This is a genomic window from Aestuariibius insulae, from assembly GCF_040783535.2.
GTDB classification, from domain to species: Bacteria; Pseudomonadota; Alphaproteobacteria; order Rhodobacterales; family Rhodobacteraceae; genus Aestuariibius; species Aestuariibius insulae.
On record NZ_JBFONW020000001.1, the window covers coordinates 1 to 16,613 of the forward strand.

The following is a 16,613-nucleotide window of genomic DNA, read 5'->3' on the forward strand; positions in this document are numbered from 1 at the left end:
CCGGCCATTTCGCAGGATGCGAGCGCCGTGTCGCAAATGAGATCGCCTTCGTCCCGAACCTGTTCAGCGACGCGAAAGAGGCTGCCTGACAGAGCCTGGCCCTCCCACCCCATGCGCCAGGGCGAATGATCAACGGACCCAAACGTACTTAGGGCGTCCCCCAACCGGACCGCTCTTTTAATCAAGCACCGCGCCATCCAGCGCCCTTGAGGACCCCGCCAGCATGTCAAGCTCGTCGATCCGGAGCGATCCGTTGCGGGCCGGGATCAGGATCGCGCTGTCTTCGGCCTGGCGCACCTGCCCGGGCGGGCCGTCCACCTCGAGCACCGTTGCGCGCCAGATCCGCGCGACGGGCGTTCCATTGACCGTGGCGAAAGCGCCCGGAAAGGGCCGCGCGCAGGATCGGATCAGGCAGGACAGGGCCGCCGCATCGCTGCGCTGAAAGGTCAGCCGCCCATCGTCGGGTGTGATCTTTGGCAGCATCACCGACGGCCCCGGCGGCTGCTCGATCAGCCGCTCCTCCAGCGAGCCGGAGCGGCAGGCCCGGATAACCTCCACCGCGCTCGCCTTGATATGCTCGAGCGCCGCGCCCTGAAGATCTGCGATCTCGGTCTCGGGCGTGATCGGCAGAACCTGCATCTCGAAAACCGGCCCGTCATCGACGCCGGCGCGATAGCGGAAACAATTGTGATAAACCCGGTCTCCGCCCAGCCGGATCGACCAGTTGAGCGGGGACCGCCCCCGCCCATGCGGAAAGGCCATGAGGCTTCCGTGCCAGCCAAAGACCCCTGCCGCGAACCGGTCCAGAACGGCCTGAGGGATCAACCTTTGCCATCCGGTACACAGCCCCAGCCCAAAGTCCCGCCCGGCAAAAAACGCGCGATCCGCCGTGGAAGAGAGCGCATAGCTCTCGGCCTCGTAAACCTCGATTCCCGCCGTCTGGCACAGATCGCCCAGACTGTCGCTCGCCCCCGCAATCGCGACCTTGCCGCGCGCCGCGGCGCCCAGCGTGATCACCAGATCCGGCGTGATGTCTCCCTCGATCAGATGGCGCAGAAGCGTCTCGGTCGTGGTCTTGTTGCCAAAAACAGCAAGAGACGCCGTCACGTATGCCTCTTGGCATAATGCTTGCACTCGGCCTCGAAGGTCCTCTGCAACCGCGCGCTCGCATCGTCCGTCAGGGCCGCGAAATTGCCCGCCATCGTCACCGGAGCGGCGGTCCATTCGTCCGGATGCATCAAAAGCTGCACCTTCGGCCGGTCCACTAGATCGAGCGGATGACCGTAGCGCCAATCCCTTTGGCTGTCCGAGCTATAGACAATCTCCGCAGGTGCCTTGCTGAACTCGAAAAACGAGGGCCCGTAGGCATTGAGCAGACCGCAGACGTGATCCGACCGCTCTTCCAGCTGCCAGGGCGCGGGTCGGTGATAGCTCATCCGCGTTACCGGCTCGCCCAGCGCCTGCGCCAGCATCCCGGCCTGCGCGGCGATCTCGGCCTCATAGGCCGCGCGATCTTCCGGCCCCAGCCCCATCCGGTGCAGATGCAGCCCCACCCAGTGCCCCAAAGCCCGGATCTCGGTCAAAGCCGCGCGCCCCGCAGGTCCCGCTGGATTGTAGGCGTCACTCGCCACCTGCACGAAAAAGCTCGACGCGACCCCCTTGGCCGCATCGATCCGCGCCATCTCCACAGCGCGGTCCAGATCGAACTCCACATCATGGCGCAGCACCACGAACCGGTCCCGCCCCGCCGCCGCCTCGAAATCGACGATCCGGGGGGCCATCGCATCCAGGATCTGCGCGTATTCGTCGTAATCGAACCGGATCTCCCGGCCCGCCTCGATCTGGCGTGCGGTCTGTGTCATCTGCGCCTGTCGCTCGTCTGTCGTTCCCCTGTCTCTGCCATGAAAGCCCGGCGACGGAAAGGGACCCGGCGCGCCCTTGCCAACGCCGCGGCCCCGCGCTCTAACGATCTGGCCCGAAAGGAATGCCATGGTCGATATCGCCGCCCGCGTCTGGAACCACCGCTGGAAGATCGACCCGATCGTCCGGTCCCTCATCGATACCGACTTCTACAAGCTCCTAATGTGCCAATCCGTCTTCCGGCGCAGCCCCCGCACGCAGGTCACCTTCTCGCTCATCAACCGCTCCACCCATATCCCGCTCGCCACCCTCGTCGACGAAGGCGAGCTGCGCGAACAGCTCGACCACGTCCGCTCCCTCTCCCTCACCCGGGGCGAAAGCACCTGGATGCGCGGCAACACCTTCTACGGCAAGCGCCAGATGTTCACCCCCGCCTTCATGGACTGGTTCGAGAACCTCCGCCTGCCGCCCTACCACCTGGAGCGCGTCGGCGATCAGTACGAGCTCACCTTCGAAGGTCCCTGGCCCGAGGTCATGCTCTGGGAGATCCCGGCCCTCGCCATCCTGATGGAGCTCCGCTCCCGCGCGGTTCTCGAAACGATGGGCAAGTTCGAGCTTCAGGTCCTCTACGCCCGCGCCATGACCAAGCTCTGGGAGAAAATCGAACGCCTGCGCGCGCTCGACGATCTGAGGATCGCCGATTTCGGCACTCGCCGCCGGCACTCCTTCCTCTGGCAGGACTGGTGCGTGCAGGCCATGCAGGAGGGGCTGGGCCAAGCCTTCACCGGCACCTCCAACTGCCTGATCGCCAAGAACCGCGACCTCGAAGCGATCGGCACCAACGCCCATGAGCTGCCCATGGTCTATGCCGCGCTGGCGGAAGGCGACACTGCGCTCGCCCGCGCCCCCTACGACGTGCTCTCCGACTGGCACGAAGAGCATGACGGCAACCTGCGCATCATCCTCCCCGACACCTACGGAACCGAGGGCTTTTTGCAGAACGCCCCCGACTGGCTGGCAGGCTGGACCGGCATCCGCATCGACTCAGGGGATCCCGCGACCGGCGCCGAAACCGCCATCCGCTGGTGGCAATCGCGCGGAGAGGATCCTCGCGAGAAGCTCATCATCTTCTCCGACGGTCTGGATGAAGCCAAAATCGCCGAGCTCCACCGCCAATTCGCAGGCCGCACCCGGGTCAGCTTCGGTTGGGGCACGCTGCTGACCAACGACTTCCGGGGCCTCACATCAGGAGACGCCCTCGCCCCCTTCTCCCTGGTCTGCAAAGCCGTCGCGGCGGAGGGTAGACCCACCGTCAAACTCTCCGACAACCCCCGCAAGGCGATGGGGCCTGAGGCGGAGGTAGAGCGGTACAAGCGTGTGTTTGGGGTCGGAGAGCAGGCGGAGATGGAGGTTGTGGTCTGAGAATTTCGTTTAATATTTCCAATTAATTAAAGCACTTAGAGAGCGTCATAAAGGAGAGAAAAAACCAGTCCATTGCTTCTTAGAATGCTTCTCTGTATGAAAACAGGGCGGAGCCCCTGGAAGGAAACCGCCCTGAAGCCCGTTTACTTGGGCTTTTTAATCGTCTCAACAACATGCGTGGAAGCCTGTTGCTGAGCCTTCTTGATCGTCGTGAAGCGGCCAGTCTTGGCGCTCCGTCCGATTTTCTTGGTACTTTTAGCCATTGGTCTTCTCCTTTGGCAAAGTAGACAGGTTGAGCCTGTCGCTCTCGATGCCGAATTACATCGTCCATTCGATGCTCTTCGATTCGAGAACCCACACAACATATACCCGCTGATCGTAGACTGAGTCTAGTGATTGTACCTATTTACGATTTGTTAGCGTAACCCAAGCAGCGAAGGCACGACGGCTTTTGATCGAGCATTTTTTGAATGCCCTTATCGCTTCACCCGCTGAGTCGATGTCTGCGAGGACTTCTGATCGAAGAATCCGATATTCCGGATCATAGTCTGCAGAATGCCTTTTGATCTGAGCAGTTACAAACGCATTGCCAAAATCTTCAATTTCTTTCGGAAACTTCTTCATGACTTTTTGATTTTCACAACAACTCTTAACGTAACCATGCCCAACTGCGCGATATGCTTGTCGCCACGCAGCGTTACTGCGATCAGAGCTCTGAGTTCCGATAAGACAGTCAGCGCATTGTCTGCAAAGTGCATGAAACAGAGCGTAGTAGACAGTACTCATGGCACGCTTCAGGTCTGTCTGGCGAGGTTTCCCTCCTCCCAGTCTTGCTAACCTTCTTGCAGTAGCGAGTAGATCAAGCGGCTCCAGGAAGCACTCCTACCTCAGAAGAATCAACAAACGACATTACAGGGAAACGTTCTTCACCCCTACCATGTAAAGCCGGTCGAAGATTGCGTAGAAGGCCAGCAAAGCTACGACCGGCGGAAGTGTCGTCCTTCGCATCATAGACAACTGACACACGAAGGATGGGATTTCCGTCGAAATCGACGTCCTCTTCAATGTTCACATCTACAATCGTGATCCCATCGAAGCGCTCCGAGACAAGGCTACGCACGACATCATCGATAGATTTTTCCTCGAGCTTAGTCATCGAACACCTCCGTTGATATTAGAATACTAAATAGTGTCGAAAGCATGAATCTTCTACTTCGCACGCGTCCTACAGATAATCAACTCTTCGCAACAGAACTAGCCTTTGCGACACCCCTCCACTTACACAATATTTTCAAAGGGTTATGGGATTTCCAGATCGAACAATCGAAATATCAACCAAGCAAAATCAGAGTGAACGTTTGCCCTCCGTCGACGATCAACCTCCAGTTAGTTACCGATATGTAACAGGCCTCCTAGCCCCTCTGTACGTCTCTACCAACGAAATAGCTTGGTTTAACAACCGACCCATGAGCTCTGGCTCAGACGTCCCAGCAAACGTAGGGTAGCTGTTTCACCCATCACCCCACAGCAAAAGCAGGCATAGCCCAAGCAACCTCTGCACCACCCAGCGGCAAACGCTCACCCCGCCCGGTCCAAGACCCACCGGGCCCAACCAACCGGCCGACCCCCCCTTGGCGACAGAGCCCTCACCCGTCCAAACCCAACCCATAAGCCTTCACTTATAAGTCGCCGCCCGGGCACCCGGACCCGTAAGCCTCCGCTTATGCGTTCCGAACCGCACTCCACCGCGCGCTCCGTTAACCCTCGGTCTTGGGCGAAAGTGCCTCCTCCCACATGCCGACCGGATGCCGCCCGGATGCCGACATCCCGTTTTCGGGGCCCCTCGAGCCGTTAACCTCTCTGCCCCTCCGGGCCTAATCTTCCGCCGGTTCGGTCTCCAGAACGTCCGGTGTCTGCCCCTGATCCTCAAGCTCGTTCACCGTAGCGCCGCCCAGCATCAGAAACCCGATGATCAGCACGAACCCCAATGGAATAAGGACATAAATCAGCGAACGCGGCATCCCGCGGGACGGTTTCGGGTCTTCGGTCATCGTCTCTCTCCTCGTGGTTCCCGAAGCATCTAGCGCGGCTCACAATTTCTCCCAGCCGCGCCCCTCCTTGATCTCGGACCGCCGTTTCTTGGCCTCCACCCGCTTGCGCTTTTGATTCGCCGACACCCGCGTCTTGACCCGCCGCTTCGGCACCTCGAGCGCCTTGAGAATAAGGGCTTTCAGCCGCTCCCGAGCAATCTCCCGGTTGCGCTGCTGCGACCGCTCCTCGCTCACCTGAAGCACCATGGCCCCATCCTTAGTCCACCGCCGCCCCGCAACACGTCGCAGCCGCCTCTTAACCGAATCAGGCAAGTTCGGAGATCGCTCCGCCTCAAACCTTAATTCGACAGCGCTGTTGACCTTGTTCACGTTCTGCCCGCCAGGCCCCGAAGCGCGCATGAACTGCTCCGTAACCTCCCAGTCTTCCAGCGAAATTTTATCGTTGATCCGCATCATCCCTCTCGGAACAGCCTCCCCGCACCGGGCGTTCCCCTTCTATCAAACATTAAGGATCCCGCCATGCTCCAGCTGCCTTCCATCAAAGAAGCCCCCACGTCCCAGCCCCACGTCTTCGCCTTCCACATCACCGGAGAAGTCACCCGCACCGACATGGAAGCCATGGCCGACTACATGAACGACCAGTTCGACCGCTTCGAGACGGTGAATATGCTAATGATCTTCGATGATTACGAGGGATCAGAGGCCGGCGCGGGCTTTTCGTGGGAAGCGCTGAAATCCCGCATCCGCTCGGTCTCCAAGGTCGGAAAATACGTCGTTGTCGGCGCCCCCGAACCCGCCGAAAAGATGATCGAGGTTATGGGCGCCATCCTCCCCGTCGACGCGCAGACCTTCTCGCGCGACAACGAACACATCGCCTGGCGCGAAGTCGGCGCCGAACGCACCGCCGCCTAATAGCCCAGCGCAAAAAGGGCCGCCACGGCGACGTGACGGCCCTTTCGAGAATGACGGAGGTGGGTCGGTTAGAACCTCGTCCACCTGACAGGCTGTCGCCCCTAGGATTGCCTAGTTGCGGACCTCCCAAGCTGTCCCGACACGTATCTCCAATGCTTCTCTGATCACTGGATCACCTCCTTTCTGAATGTTTCGCCTGACCGAACGCTGCCATAGATCTTGCGATCCGCCAAACGAAAAATACCATGAGGGGCGTCAGGCGGCGGTCTGTCGCAGATGCGTGACGATCAGCCGGAACGGGATCAGCGCGATCAGCGCGATCGCCAGCTTCACGCTCCAGTCGGCGACCGCCAGCGTGACCCAAAGCGGCACCATCGGTCCCACCGTCAGGAACGGCATCGACTCCTGCGCCCAGCTCACGGCCATATCCGCCGCGCCGAACGAGAGTGCCGCGGAAAAGGCAATGAAGAAGAAGAGCGCCGTATCCACCGTCGATCCCAACAGCGACGAGACCAGCGGCGCACGCCACCAGGCGCCTTCCCGCAGGCGCGCAAAGATCGCCACGTCCAGAAACTGCGCGACCAGAAAGGCCGTCCCCGAGGCGACAGCGACCCTAAGCGGCACCGCCGGTCCAAACTCCAGCATGATCTGCGAGCCGATCAGCGAGCAGACGATCCCGACAGCGAACCCTACCAGCACCACGCGCCGCGCCGCCGCCGTGCCGTAAAGCCGGTTCATCAGATCCGTCACCAAGAACGCGAACGGATAGGTGAACGCCCCCCATGTCAGCAACCCGTCCAGCAGAAGGAACTGCACGAGGATGTTGGAGGAAACGACGATGAGGGCCATGGCGATGATGCCAGGCAAAAGGGTGCGGGTCATGAAGCTGTTCCGTTTTGACAAGGGTGCGGCACTTGGCCCGCCAGCACGGCGGACGCGGCTGCCTAGATCACCCGGGGCCGTCCGTCAATCCAGCCGGTACTCCACGATCTCGGTCGTCTGAAGCGGGTTGAAGTTGTCGTCCGAGATCATCGTCGCTCTCAGCGCGCCGCCCGCATCCTTCCAGATCGACAGCCCTTCAAGGTTGCCGTGATCGAAGATCGCCGTCTCCAGATGCTCCCGCTCATCGGTGCCGTCCAAGGCGACGCTCCGGATCCGGCTTCGAAAGGCGAAACCGGTGAAGCCGCGCTCGAGCAGATACAAGCGGCCCCCGTGAACATCCGCACCCGTCGGCAGATATTCCCCGCGCCGGGCGATGGTGAAGGGCTTTGACCAAGCAGCGCCGTCGAAGCGATAGACAGGGAAGGGTCGATCCTTAGCGCCCGACCTTTCCTGCACCGCATAGAGCGCGCCATCCGTGTCGATGGCCAAAGCCTCCAGCCCCGAATTCATCTGGAAATTGTCGAAGTCGGGATGGGCAGGCAGACGCTCCCCGCCGCCCGCTTCGGTATAGCGCCAGACCCGGTGGACCAGCTCGAACGAGATGAACAGCGCGCCATCCCCGGCCAACGCCAGCCCTTCGCTGTCGATCTTGCGCGGCAGCGACCCGGCCTGTCCGACCTGCTCGAGCGGACGGAACTCAAGATCCGTCACCCCGGTCAGCGCATCGCCCTCCCGCATCAGTGTGCCGGTCGCCAAAGATCCCCGATCCGTCAGCGCGGTAAAGCGCGCGCCATCCTCCGACACCTCAATGGCAGAGAACCCCCCGAACGCGTCGCTCTGCGCAGTCAGCACAAGATGCGAGACAAGGTCCGGCTTCGCGCAGGCCGACCCGGCGCAAAGCAGCGCCAAAAGGCAGATCCGCAGCAAGACGATCAGTTCGAGGTCAGCACAGCACCGCATTGCGCGGGCAGGTTGGACATCATCAGCTCGCGCCGCGGCGCGGGCGCAGGGGCATTCGGGTCAGGCGGCGCCGGGTTCAGGATGTTGCGCACCCACTGCTCCGCATCCGCGCAGCCATCGCCCGCAGGAGGCGGCGCCTGGTTCTCGCATCCTGTCGCACCGGCGGGACAATTCAGACGCACGTGGAAATGGTAGTGATGGCCCCACCAGGGCCGGATCTTGCGCAGCCAATCGCGGTTGCCGGTCTCGGCGTTGCACATCGCGACCTTGGCGCCCGGAAAGATAAAGATCCGGGCCGTGCGCGGATCCTTCGCCGCCTCCCGGATGATATTCATGTGGGCCTGCGTCCATTGATCGTTCGTATAAGCCCCCTTGGCCCGGCGCATCGAAATGGACGAGATATTCTCTCGTGCCGTCTGGCTGAGGTTAAGCCGATCGGCGGGCCGCAGCCAGATATCGATATCGAGCCCCGATTGGTGGCTCCGGTGTCCGGTCAGCATCGGGCCGCCACGCGGCTGGCTCATATCGCCGATGTAAAGACCGTTCCATCCCGGCTGCGTGGCCGCGAACCGGCTCAGCTCCTGCACGAAATCCACCGCACTCGGCTGCGCCCAGTTGCGGTTGCGGGACAATCGCATCGCCTGCCAGGTCGGTCCTGTCTCGGCCAGTTGCACCGCACCGGCCTGACAGCCCCTCGCATAACCGCCCAAAGGGGCGGGCTGCTGCTGCGAGGCCACGCGTTCGGCCCCGAAAAGCGGCTTGGCGATCCGGCCGTCCCCGTTATTGGCGGGCTGACTTTGCGTCGAGACCTGCGTCGTGGTCTCGGCGGTCTCCTCCCCCCCGCAGGCGGTCAGAAGCGTCAGGAGGGCTGCGGCGATAAGGGGGCGGACCATTCGGCTCGATCTCCGTTCTTGTTGACCCAGCCTAACAAAAGAAGGCCCAAAAGAAAGAGAAAGATCACCGGAATGAAACCCAGTCGAGGATCCTGAAGCCACCAGGTGAAGAGCGTGATCAGCGCGGGCGCCAGAAACGCCGTCGCCTTGCCCGACAGCGCAAATAGCCCGAACGCTTCTGCCGGGCGCGCCGGATCGGTATGACGCACCATCATGGAGCGGGACGCGGCATAGATCGCGCCGCCCGCGCCACCGATGATCGCCCCGCAGACGTAAAAGACGATGTCCGGCAAGGTGCTGCTTTCGTCCAGCGCCACACCAAAGAACATCTCCCGCGACATCCCCACCATGACCGTCGTCACCGTGATCAAAGCGAGAATACAGGCGATAATGACCGGCTTCGGCCCCAACCTCTTGTCCGCCTGTCCGCCCAGAAACGTCACGACCGCCGCCGTGATCGCGCCCACGATGCCGAACACACCGATCTGGGTGATTGACCAGTTCAGCACCAGCGTCGCATAGACGCCGCCATAGGCATAAAGCGCATTGAGCGAGTCCCGATAAAGCATCGAGGAGAGCAGAAACGCCCCGAGGCTGCGCCGCCGCACGACCGTTCGCGCCAGCACCTTCAGCTCCGACCCGATGCTGCCGACCTTATGCGCCATCTTCGGCCCGACCTCGTCGCGCACATACATAAAAAATGGCACCATGAAGACCGCGAACCAGATCGCGATCAGCGGCCCCACCGACCGCGTCCCCTCCCGCGCTTCCGGATCGAGCCCAAAGAGCGGCTCCAGCCCGATCAGCGTCCGGCCCGTCTCGTTCTCGGCCAGAAAGAGCAGCATGATAAACAGAGAGATCACCCCGCCCACATAGCCGATCGACGCGCCGGTCCCCGAAATGCTGCCCGTTTCCTCATCCTCGCCCAGCGCAGGCAAAAACGCGTTGACGAAGTTCAGCATGCTCTCGCCCGCGATGAACCCGACGTAGAATAGCACCAGCACAAGGATCAGCGTGCTCCCATCCGGCGTCAGAAACCACATCGACCAGGCGCCCGCGAAATAGAACAGCGAGAACACCGCGATATAAGGGATCTTCCGCCCCGCCCGGTCCGCCAGAATGCCGAGGATCGGCGCCGTGAACGCCACGAAAAGCCCCGCGATCGTCTGCCCCAGCGACCAGATCGACTGCGCCCGCGCATCGGCCGCCGTCTCGTCCAGTCCCAGCCCCGCGTAATAGCTCGTCGCCACCGCTGCGAAATAGGGCCCGAAGATAAAGGTCAGCCCAAGCGTATAGTACGGCTGCGTCGCGAAATCGAACGCGATCCAGCCCCGGATGCGTTTTGTCTTACTGATCTGGCCCATACCGTCTCCCGCCCTTGACGGCGATAAGACAGACCGGCCCCCTCTCTGGCAAGCGGCGCGTTCAGATGCGTCAGATCGTGTGGCGCTCAGACCCCTCATCGCCCGGATCCACAGGCTCGGGCGGCCAGGGCCGCGTCGCATCCGCCTCGATCCAGGCTCCGACCCAGTCCGGCAAGGGCGGGCTCGGCTCCTCGCGTCCCAAGGCGGCAAAGACGCGCCCTGGATCCACCAGTTTTCCGCGCTCGACAACCGCCGACCGGTAAAGCGCCTGCACCGCGCAATCCTCCCCGATCCAGATCTGCTGATCGATATAGAAGAACCGGTGATCCCAGCCCACGGCCCGGCTCACCATCCGGAACCGGGTGAACGGCGTGATCCTCTTGCGATAGCGCACCGACACGCCCGCCATGCTTAAGCCCCAGCGCTCCTGACGCAGAACCCGCAGCAATCCAACCCGCCGGGCCAACCCGAACCGCCCCAAATCAAAGATCGTGAGGATCCGCCCGTTATTCATCTCCAGAAACCCATCGAGGTCCTGCGGCCAGCACCGATGATGGCTCACATGGGTCCCGGTCACCGGCAGCTCCGGCGTCTTGCGGTGGATCCAGACTTCCTTGGCCAGTCGAATGAACGGGTACATCGGCAGCTCTCCTTTGCCCGCCGCTCTCACCACGCACCCTATCGGGCGTCAAGCGCCCCTTGTGACACAGCTTGCAAACGCCTACCTCTCTGGCCGGACCAAGGAGACGACGATGGTATCACTGATCGAAATTCTGCTGATGGCGCTGGGGATCGCAAAGCTTCTGATCTTCGCGCATTTCATCCTGAGCTGGCTCATCAGCTTTCAGGTCTTGAATCTTAGTCAGCCCATCGTCTCGCAGATCTGGTACGGTCTCCAGCGTCTGCTCGAACCGGTCTATGCCCCGATCCGAAAACGGCTGCCCCAGATGGGCGGCCTTGATCTGTCGCCGCTGATCGTGCTCTTCGCCATCATCGCGCTCGAGATCATCCTGCGAAACAACATCGCCCTCCTCGTCTAAAGACCAGGCGCATTCCGCCTCGCGTGGGAACTCTGCCGAAAAACTTCAAGGTTTTTCGCGCATTTTTCGTGCCTCGTCGCGATTCCGACTTAGCTCTGCTAAAGTGTAAACCACAGGCTTACACTTAACTTAAGTTAAAAAGCTTACACATGTCAGAACGTAAGAAGAACATAGAGGGTACAAGACCCGGGATCGTCGCGGATCTGCAGCCGTCCGACGATCAAAGCGCGATCGTGCGTAAGCTTGGCGCCATCTCCTTGTTATCGCAGGAGGAAATCGATTTCCTCGAAGGGCTTCAAAACAACACTCTCGCAATCGCAGCGGGCACTGATTTCATCACCGACGGCAATGATCTGCGAACCACCTTCATCATGATGGAAGGCTGGGCGAAGCGCTACGTTCTGCTCCCGTCGGGGCGCAGACAGATCCTCAGTTACGTCTTGCCCGGCGATATTCTCGGGCTGCATGTCAATTTTCGCAGCAAGGCGACCTACAGCGCCGCTGCCCTGACGGACTGCAAGGTGGCCGTCGTCGATCCGCGCCGTATGCTCGAGATTTCGCAGAAATTCCCGGTTCTCGCGGCGGGCCTTAGCTGGTGCACCGCACGGGAATTCGCCATCCTCGGCGATCAGGCCGTCCGTTTGGGCCGTCTGGGCGCGCAACAGCGGATCGCCCATCTTTTGCTTGAGCTTAGATCGCGAATGCGCCTGATCGGAGAAACCAATGGCGAGTGGCTCGATTTTCCCATGACCCAGGCCGATCTCGCCGATACGCTGGGGCTCAGCATCGTCCATGTGAACCGTCAGCTCATGGATCTCCGGCAGCGCAAGATCATCACGCTCGAACGGGATCATGTGCATCTCGATGACGTCAAGGCGCTCAGCGAGATGTCCCATTTCGATTTCGAACATCTGGCCGAGTTTCAGATCTAGCGCGCGTCTATGTCGCTTGTTTACCGATTCCCGGTATGGGAAGGATATCGCAATCGAGCGATAACCATAAAAACAGGCCCCGAGATGAGCGCTGCCACGCTTTTGCGAGACGTCTTCGGATTCGATGCCTTCCGCCCCGGTCAGGAAGACATCGTGACCGCCGTCACCCAAGGCCGCAACACGCTGGCCATCATGCCCACCGGCGGGGGCAAATCGCTTTGTTTCCAACTTCCAGCCCTGGCGCGCGACGGCGTGACGGTCGTGATCTCGCCGCTGATCGCGCTCATGCGCGATCAGGTCCGCGCTCTTAAGGCGGCGGGCGTCGAGGCGGGCGCGCTCACCTCCGGCAATACCGACGAGGAAACCGATGCCATCTGGCAGGCCCTCGAAGAGGGTCGGCTCAAGCTGCTTTACATGGCGCCCGAACGCCTCGCCTCGGGCGGAACCGAGCGGATGCTGCGCCGCGCGAATACCACGCTTATAGCCGTGGACGAGGCCCATTGCGTCAGCCAATGGGGCCATGATTTTCGTCCTGACTACCTGCGCATCGGCCAACTTCGGCGCAGTCTTGGCGTCCCGCTCGCCGCCTTCACCGCGACCGCCGACGCCGAAACCCAGGTCGAGATCATCGAAAAGCTCTTCGATGGCGAAGCGCCCGCCACCTTCCTGCACGGCTTCGACCGCCCGAATATCCATCTGGCCTTCGCCGCCAAGAACGGCCCCCGCGCGCAGATCCTCGACTTCGCAGGCGCCCGCAAGGGCCGCTCCGGCATCGTCTATTGCGGCACCCGCGCCAAGACCGAAACGCTCGCCCAGGCCCTGCGCGAGGCAGGCCATTCCGCGACGCATTATCACGGCGGCATGGACCCCGAGATGCGCCGCCAGACCGAACACCGCTTCACCACCGAAGACGGGCTGATCGTCGTGGCCACCGTCGCCTTCGGGATGGGCGTCGACAAACCCGATATCCGCTGGGTCGCCCATGCCGACCTGCCCAAATCGATCGAAGCCTATTATCAAGAGATCGGACGCGCCGGACGCGATGGCGCCCCCGCCGAAACGCTGACCCTTTACGGCCCCGAGGATATCAAGCTGCGTCGCGCCCAGATCGACGAAGGCATGGCCCCGCCTGAACGCCGCATGGCCGATCACGGACGGCTCAACGCGCTTCTGGGTCTGGCCGAGGCACTCGCCTGCCGCCGCACGACGCTGCTCGGCTATTTCGGAGAGACGGCGCAGCCCTGCGGCCATTGCGACCTATGCGACACGCCGCCCGATACGTTCGACGGCACGACCGCCGTCCGCATGGCCCTCTCCGCGATCCTACGCACCGACCAGCGCTTCGGCGCGGGCTATCTCATCGACATCCTGCTCGGCCAGCTCACCGACAAGATCACGTCCCGCAATCATGACAGCCTGCCCACCTTCGGCGTGGGCAAGGACTATGACCGCCGCCAATGGCAGGCGATCTTCCGGCAGATGATGGGCCTCGACCTGATCCGCCCCGACCCCGACCGCTATGGCGCCTTCTGGATGACCGAGGCGGCCCGTCCCATCCTCAAGGGCGATGCAACGATCACCCTGCGCCGCGACACGATCACCGCCGCCAAGGGACGCGGCCCGGCGGTGAGAGAGCTGGTCAGCGAAGAGAATGCGCCGCTCCTCTCCGCGCTCAAGGCCAAACGCCGCGCCTTGGCCGAGGCGCTGGGCGGCCCCGCCTATATCGTCTTCAACGACCGCACCCTCATCGAGATGGCTGAAAAGCGCCCCATGACGCTGGACGAGATGGCCCGCATCGGCGGCGTTGGCGCGAAAAAGCTGGAAAGCTATGGCACGGCGTTCCTCGAGGTCATCACCGGCGCCGAACCGGGTCCCGTCCACCCCGCCCGCCGCAAACTGGCGGGCAAACCCCAGGGCGAGGCATTCGACCGCCTGACCGACGCGCAATCGGCGCTGGCGCGCGGCGAGGACGGCACAGGCAAATACATGTCCTGCACGACCTCCACCCTGCGCCACATCGCTGAACGCCGCCCCGATAGCCTGGGCGCTCTCGAGAAGATCCCCGGCATGGGCCCGCAAAAGGCTGAGCGCTTTGGCGCCGCGTTTCTGGACGTCCTGCGCGAGGGCTGATTGCCGCCCTTGCAGCCCTGCCACCCCCGGGCTACCTCCCTGCGCATGCCTCAACATGCCCTCCCCGATCTCACCGCCCAGCTCCTCGATGCCGCCCGCCGCGCCGGAGCGGACGCCGCCGACGCCATGGCCATCGATGCCACCTCCGTCTCGGTCGATGTGCGCGCGGGCGCGCTCGAACAGGCCGAACGCAGTGAGAGCATCGATGTCGGCCTGCGCGTCTTCATCGGCCAGCGGCAATCGACCGTCTCGGCCTCCGACATCCGCCCCGACACGATCGAGGAGATGGCCAGCCGCGCCGTCACCATGGCCCGCGAAGCCCCCGAAGATCCCCATATCGGCCTCGCCGATCCCGCCCAGCTCTCGCAGCTGCGCGATGCCGCCGGGCTCGAGCTGACCGATCCGGCCCCCGAACCCGATCCCGCCGCGCTCGAAGAGGCGGCCCGCACCACCGAGACCGCCGCGATGGCGATGGATGGCGTCACGCAGGTGCAGGGCGCCAGCGCAGGCTACGGACGCCGCACCATCCATCTGGCCGCCTCCAACGGGTTCGAAGGCGGCTACGGGCGCACCGAAAACGGCCTCTCCTGCGTCGCCATCAGCGGCACCGGCACGGAGATGGAGCGCGACTACGACGGCGATCACCGCGTCTTCGCCGGCGATCTGCGCGACCCGGCAGAGATCGGCACCACCGCCGGCACCCGCGCCGCCGAACGCGCGGGCGCGCGCAAGCCCAAGACCGGCACCTACCCGGTTCTCTTCGACGAACGCATCTCCTCCTCGCTGATCGGGCACCTCCTGCAGGCGGCCAACGGCAACGCCATCGCGCGCGGCTCGTCCTGGCTTCTGGGGCGCGAGGGCCAACAACTCCTGCCCGATCACCTCGACCTGACCGAAGATCCCCTGCGCCGCCGCATGCCCTCCTCCCGCCCCTTCGACGCCGAGGGCCTGCCGACCGCGGCCCGCAAGATCATCGACAAAGGCACGCTCACTGGCTGGACGCTCGATCTGGCAACCGCGCGAAAACTGGGCCTGCAAAGCACTGCCAGCGCCGCGCGCGGCCCGTCCTCCGTCCCGGCCCCCAGCGTGACCAATGTCGCGCTCACCCAAGGGGACAAATCCCGCAAGGATCTGATGCGCGACATGGGCACCGGCCTGCTGGTCACCTCCATGATCGGCTCGACCATCAACCCCAATACCGGCGACTATTCCCGCGGCGCCTCCGGCTTCTGGATCGAAAACGGAGAGATCGCCTACCCGGTCAACGAATGCACCATCGCAGGCTCCCTGCCCGAGATGCTGGCCCGGATTGTGCCCGCCAACGACGCGCGCACATGGCTGTCGCGCGTGGTCCCATCGCTTCTAATCGACAGCCTGACCCTCGCCGGTGACTGACCTCCACCTTCTGACAGAGGCCGCCCGCCGGGCCGGGGCCATCGCGATGGACTTCTTTCAGGACGCGGATCTGCGCGTGCGCGACAAAGGGGACGGCGCAGGCCCCGTGACCGAAGCGGACCTCGCCGTCGACGTCTTCCTGCGCGAGCACCTTCTGAACGAGCGTCCCCGCCATGGCTGGCTCAGCGAGGAAACCGAGGATACCGCCCGCAGGCAGGTCACCGACAGCCAATTCATCGTCGATCCCATCGACGGCACCCGCGCCTTCATCGAGGGTAGCAAGGACTGGGCGATCTCCATCGGTCTCGCCCATGAGCGCCGGATCACAGCCGCCGCCGTCTACATGCCCGCGCGGGACAGGCTCTATGCCGCCGAGGCGGGGCAGGGCGCGACACGGGACGGCGAACCCATCACTTGCGCGGACAGGACTGAGATCGACGGCGCGACCGTTCTGGGCGCGAAACCGAATTTCGTCCCCGAACGCTGGAAAGATGGCCCCCCGCCCATCGACCGCCACTTCCGCTCTTCGCTGGCCTACCGCCTCTGCCTCGTGGCCGAAGGCCGATTCGACGCGATGATCACCCTGCGCCCAACCTGGGAATGGGACATCGCCGCCGGAACCCTCATCGCCAGCGAGGCGGGCGCCCGCGTCACCGACCGCCGCCACCGCGCCCTCAGCTTCAACAGCGAGGATGCGATGACCGACGGCATCGTGGCCGCCAATCCCACCCTCCACGCCGAGATCACAGGCCGCCTCGCGTAAGCCTTGCCG

The 16,613-nt window shown here is 63.0% G+C and carries 18 protein-coding genes; 7 read left to right on the forward strand and 11 right to left on the reverse strand.

All coding sequences use genetic code 11. The features are described from left to right. Nucleotides 1-177: 177 nt before the first annotated feature. Both AAD018_RS00005 and AAD018_RS00010 read right to left on the reverse strand, forming a co-directional pair. On the reverse strand, nucleotides 178-1,107 hold the full coding sequence (locus AAD018_RS00005; RefSeq protein ID WP_367314188.1) for a methionyl-tRNA formyltransferase: 930 nt from the start codon (nucleotides 1,105-1,107) through the stop codon (nucleotides 178-180). Next, entirely contained in the window at nucleotides 1,104-1,862 is a 759-nt protein-coding gene (locus AAD018_RS00010) for a hypothetical protein (protein ID WP_367314187.1), read from the reverse strand. The genes AAD018_RS00005 and AAD018_RS00010 overlap by 4 nt, the downstream gene beginning before the upstream one ends. A gap of 127 nt (nucleotides 1,863-1,989) precedes the next feature. On the opposite strand from AAD018_RS00010, the gene pncB reads away from it, so the two are divergent. Then, on the forward strand, nucleotides 1,990-3,282 hold the full coding sequence (gene pncB, locus AAD018_RS00015; protein WP_367314186.1) for a nicotinate phosphoribosyltransferase: 1,293 nt from the start codon (nucleotides 1,990-1,992) through the stop codon (nucleotides 3,280-3,282). Between the two features lie 402 nt (nucleotides 3,283-3,684). Here pncB and AAD018_RS00020 read toward each other — a convergent pair whose 3' ends face one another. From AAD018_RS00020 to arfB, 4 genes are all read right to left on the reverse strand, one after another. Continuing rightward, nucleotides 3,685-3,906, reverse strand: a complete 222-nt coding sequence (locus tag AAD018_RS00020) for a hypothetical protein (RefSeq protein WP_367314185.1) — start codon at nucleotides 3,904-3,906, stop codon at nucleotides 3,685-3,687. Between the two features lie 235 nt (nucleotides 3,907-4,141). Further along, nucleotides 4,142-4,438 (reverse strand): hypothetical protein, encoded by a 297-nt coding sequence (locus AAD018_RS00025; RefSeq protein WP_367314184.1) that lies wholly within the window; start codon nucleotides 4,436-4,438, stop codon nucleotides 4,142-4,144. A 718-nt stretch (nucleotides 4,439-5,156) separates the two neighbouring features. Next, a complete protein-coding gene (locus AAD018_RS00030) occupies nucleotides 5,157-5,333 on the reverse strand; it encodes a nicotinate phosphoribosyltransferase (protein ID WP_367314183.1) in 177 nt (58 codons plus the stop codon). 39 nt (nucleotides 5,334-5,372) lie between these two features. Further along, nucleotides 5,373-5,789, reverse strand: coding sequence for an alternative ribosome rescue aminoacyl-tRNA hydrolase ArfB (arfB, locus tag AAD018_RS00035; RefSeq protein WP_367314182.1), 417 nt, complete (start codon nucleotides 5,787-5,789; stop codon nucleotides 5,373-5,375). Nucleotides 5,790-5,852: 63 nt separating this feature from the next. On the opposite strand from arfB, the gene AAD018_RS00040 reads away from it, so the two are divergent. Further along, on the forward strand, nucleotides 5,853-6,245 hold the full coding sequence (locus AAD018_RS00040) for a SpoIIAA family protein (RefSeq protein ID WP_367314181.1): 393 nt from the start codon (nucleotides 5,853-5,855) through the stop codon (nucleotides 6,243-6,245). 255 nt (nucleotides 6,246-6,500) lie between these two features. On the opposite strand, the gene AAD018_RS00045 is transcribed toward AAD018_RS00040, so the two are convergent. From AAD018_RS00045 to AAD018_RS00065, 5 genes are all read right to left on the reverse strand, one after another. Next, a complete protein-coding gene (locus AAD018_RS00045; RefSeq protein WP_367314180.1) occupies nucleotides 6,501-7,127 on the reverse strand; it encodes a queuosine precursor transporter in 627 nt (208 codons plus the stop codon). A gap of 84 nt (nucleotides 7,128-7,211) precedes the next feature. Beyond that, nucleotides 7,212-8,087: an esterase-like activity of phytase family protein gene (locus AAD018_RS00050; RefSeq protein ID WP_412005146.1), complete on the reverse strand. Its 876-nt coding sequence runs from the start codon at nucleotides 8,085-8,087 to the stop codon at nucleotides 7,212-7,214. Next, nucleotides 8,060-8,980, reverse strand: coding sequence for a penicillin-insensitive murein endopeptidase (mepA, locus tag AAD018_RS00055; protein ID WP_367314178.1), 921 nt, complete (start codon nucleotides 8,978-8,980; stop codon nucleotides 8,060-8,062). The genes AAD018_RS00050 and mepA overlap by 28 nt, the downstream gene beginning before the upstream one ends. Then, nucleotides 8,947-10,344 (reverse strand): MFS transporter, encoded by a 1,398-nt coding sequence (locus AAD018_RS00060; protein ID WP_367314177.1) that lies wholly within the window; start codon nucleotides 10,342-10,344, stop codon nucleotides 8,947-8,949. Before AAD018_RS00060 ends, mepA begins: the two co-directional genes overlap by 34 nt. 70 nt (nucleotides 10,345-10,414) lie before the next feature. Next, nucleotides 10,415-10,984, reverse strand: a complete 570-nt coding sequence (locus AAD018_RS00065) for an acyl-CoA thioesterase (protein ID WP_367314176.1) — start codon at nucleotides 10,982-10,984, stop codon at nucleotides 10,415-10,417. 112 nt (nucleotides 10,985-11,096) lie between these two features. Between AAD018_RS00065 and AAD018_RS00070 the strand changes: the two genes are divergently transcribed. The 5 genes from AAD018_RS00070 to AAD018_RS00090 all read left to right on the forward strand — a co-directional run bounded on the left by AAD018_RS00070 (nucleotide 11,097) and on the right by AAD018_RS00090 (nucleotide 16,604). Continuing rightward, complete coding sequence (locus AAD018_RS00070; protein WP_367314175.1) at nucleotides 11,097-11,384, forward strand: YggT family protein; 288 nt, start codon at nucleotides 11,097-11,099, stop codon at nucleotides 11,382-11,384. A gap of 149 nt (nucleotides 11,385-11,533) precedes the next feature. Further along, nucleotides 11,534-12,316, forward strand: coding sequence for a Crp/Fnr family transcriptional regulator (locus tag AAD018_RS00075; RefSeq protein WP_367314174.1), 783 nt, complete (start codon nucleotides 11,534-11,536; stop codon nucleotides 12,314-12,316). Nucleotides 12,317-12,400: 84 nt separating this feature from the next. Continuing rightward, complete coding sequence (gene recQ / locus AAD018_RS00080) at nucleotides 12,401-14,446, forward strand: DNA helicase RecQ (RefSeq protein WP_367314173.1); 2,046 nt, start codon at nucleotides 12,401-12,403, stop codon at nucleotides 14,444-14,446. 45 nt (nucleotides 14,447-14,491) lie between these two features. Then, nucleotides 14,492-15,841, forward strand: a complete 1,350-nt coding sequence (locus AAD018_RS00085) for a TldD/PmbA family protein (protein WP_367314172.1) — start codon at nucleotides 14,492-14,494, stop codon at nucleotides 15,839-15,841. After that, the gene (locus AAD018_RS00090; RefSeq protein WP_367314171.1) at nucleotides 15,834-16,604 is read left to right on the forward strand and encodes an inositol monophosphatase family protein; all 771 of its coding nucleotides are present in this window, start codon (nucleotides 15,834-15,836) and stop codon (nucleotides 16,602-16,604) included. The genes AAD018_RS00085 and AAD018_RS00090 overlap by 8 nt, the downstream gene beginning before the upstream one ends. Nucleotides 16,605-16,613: the final 9 nt, after the last annotated feature.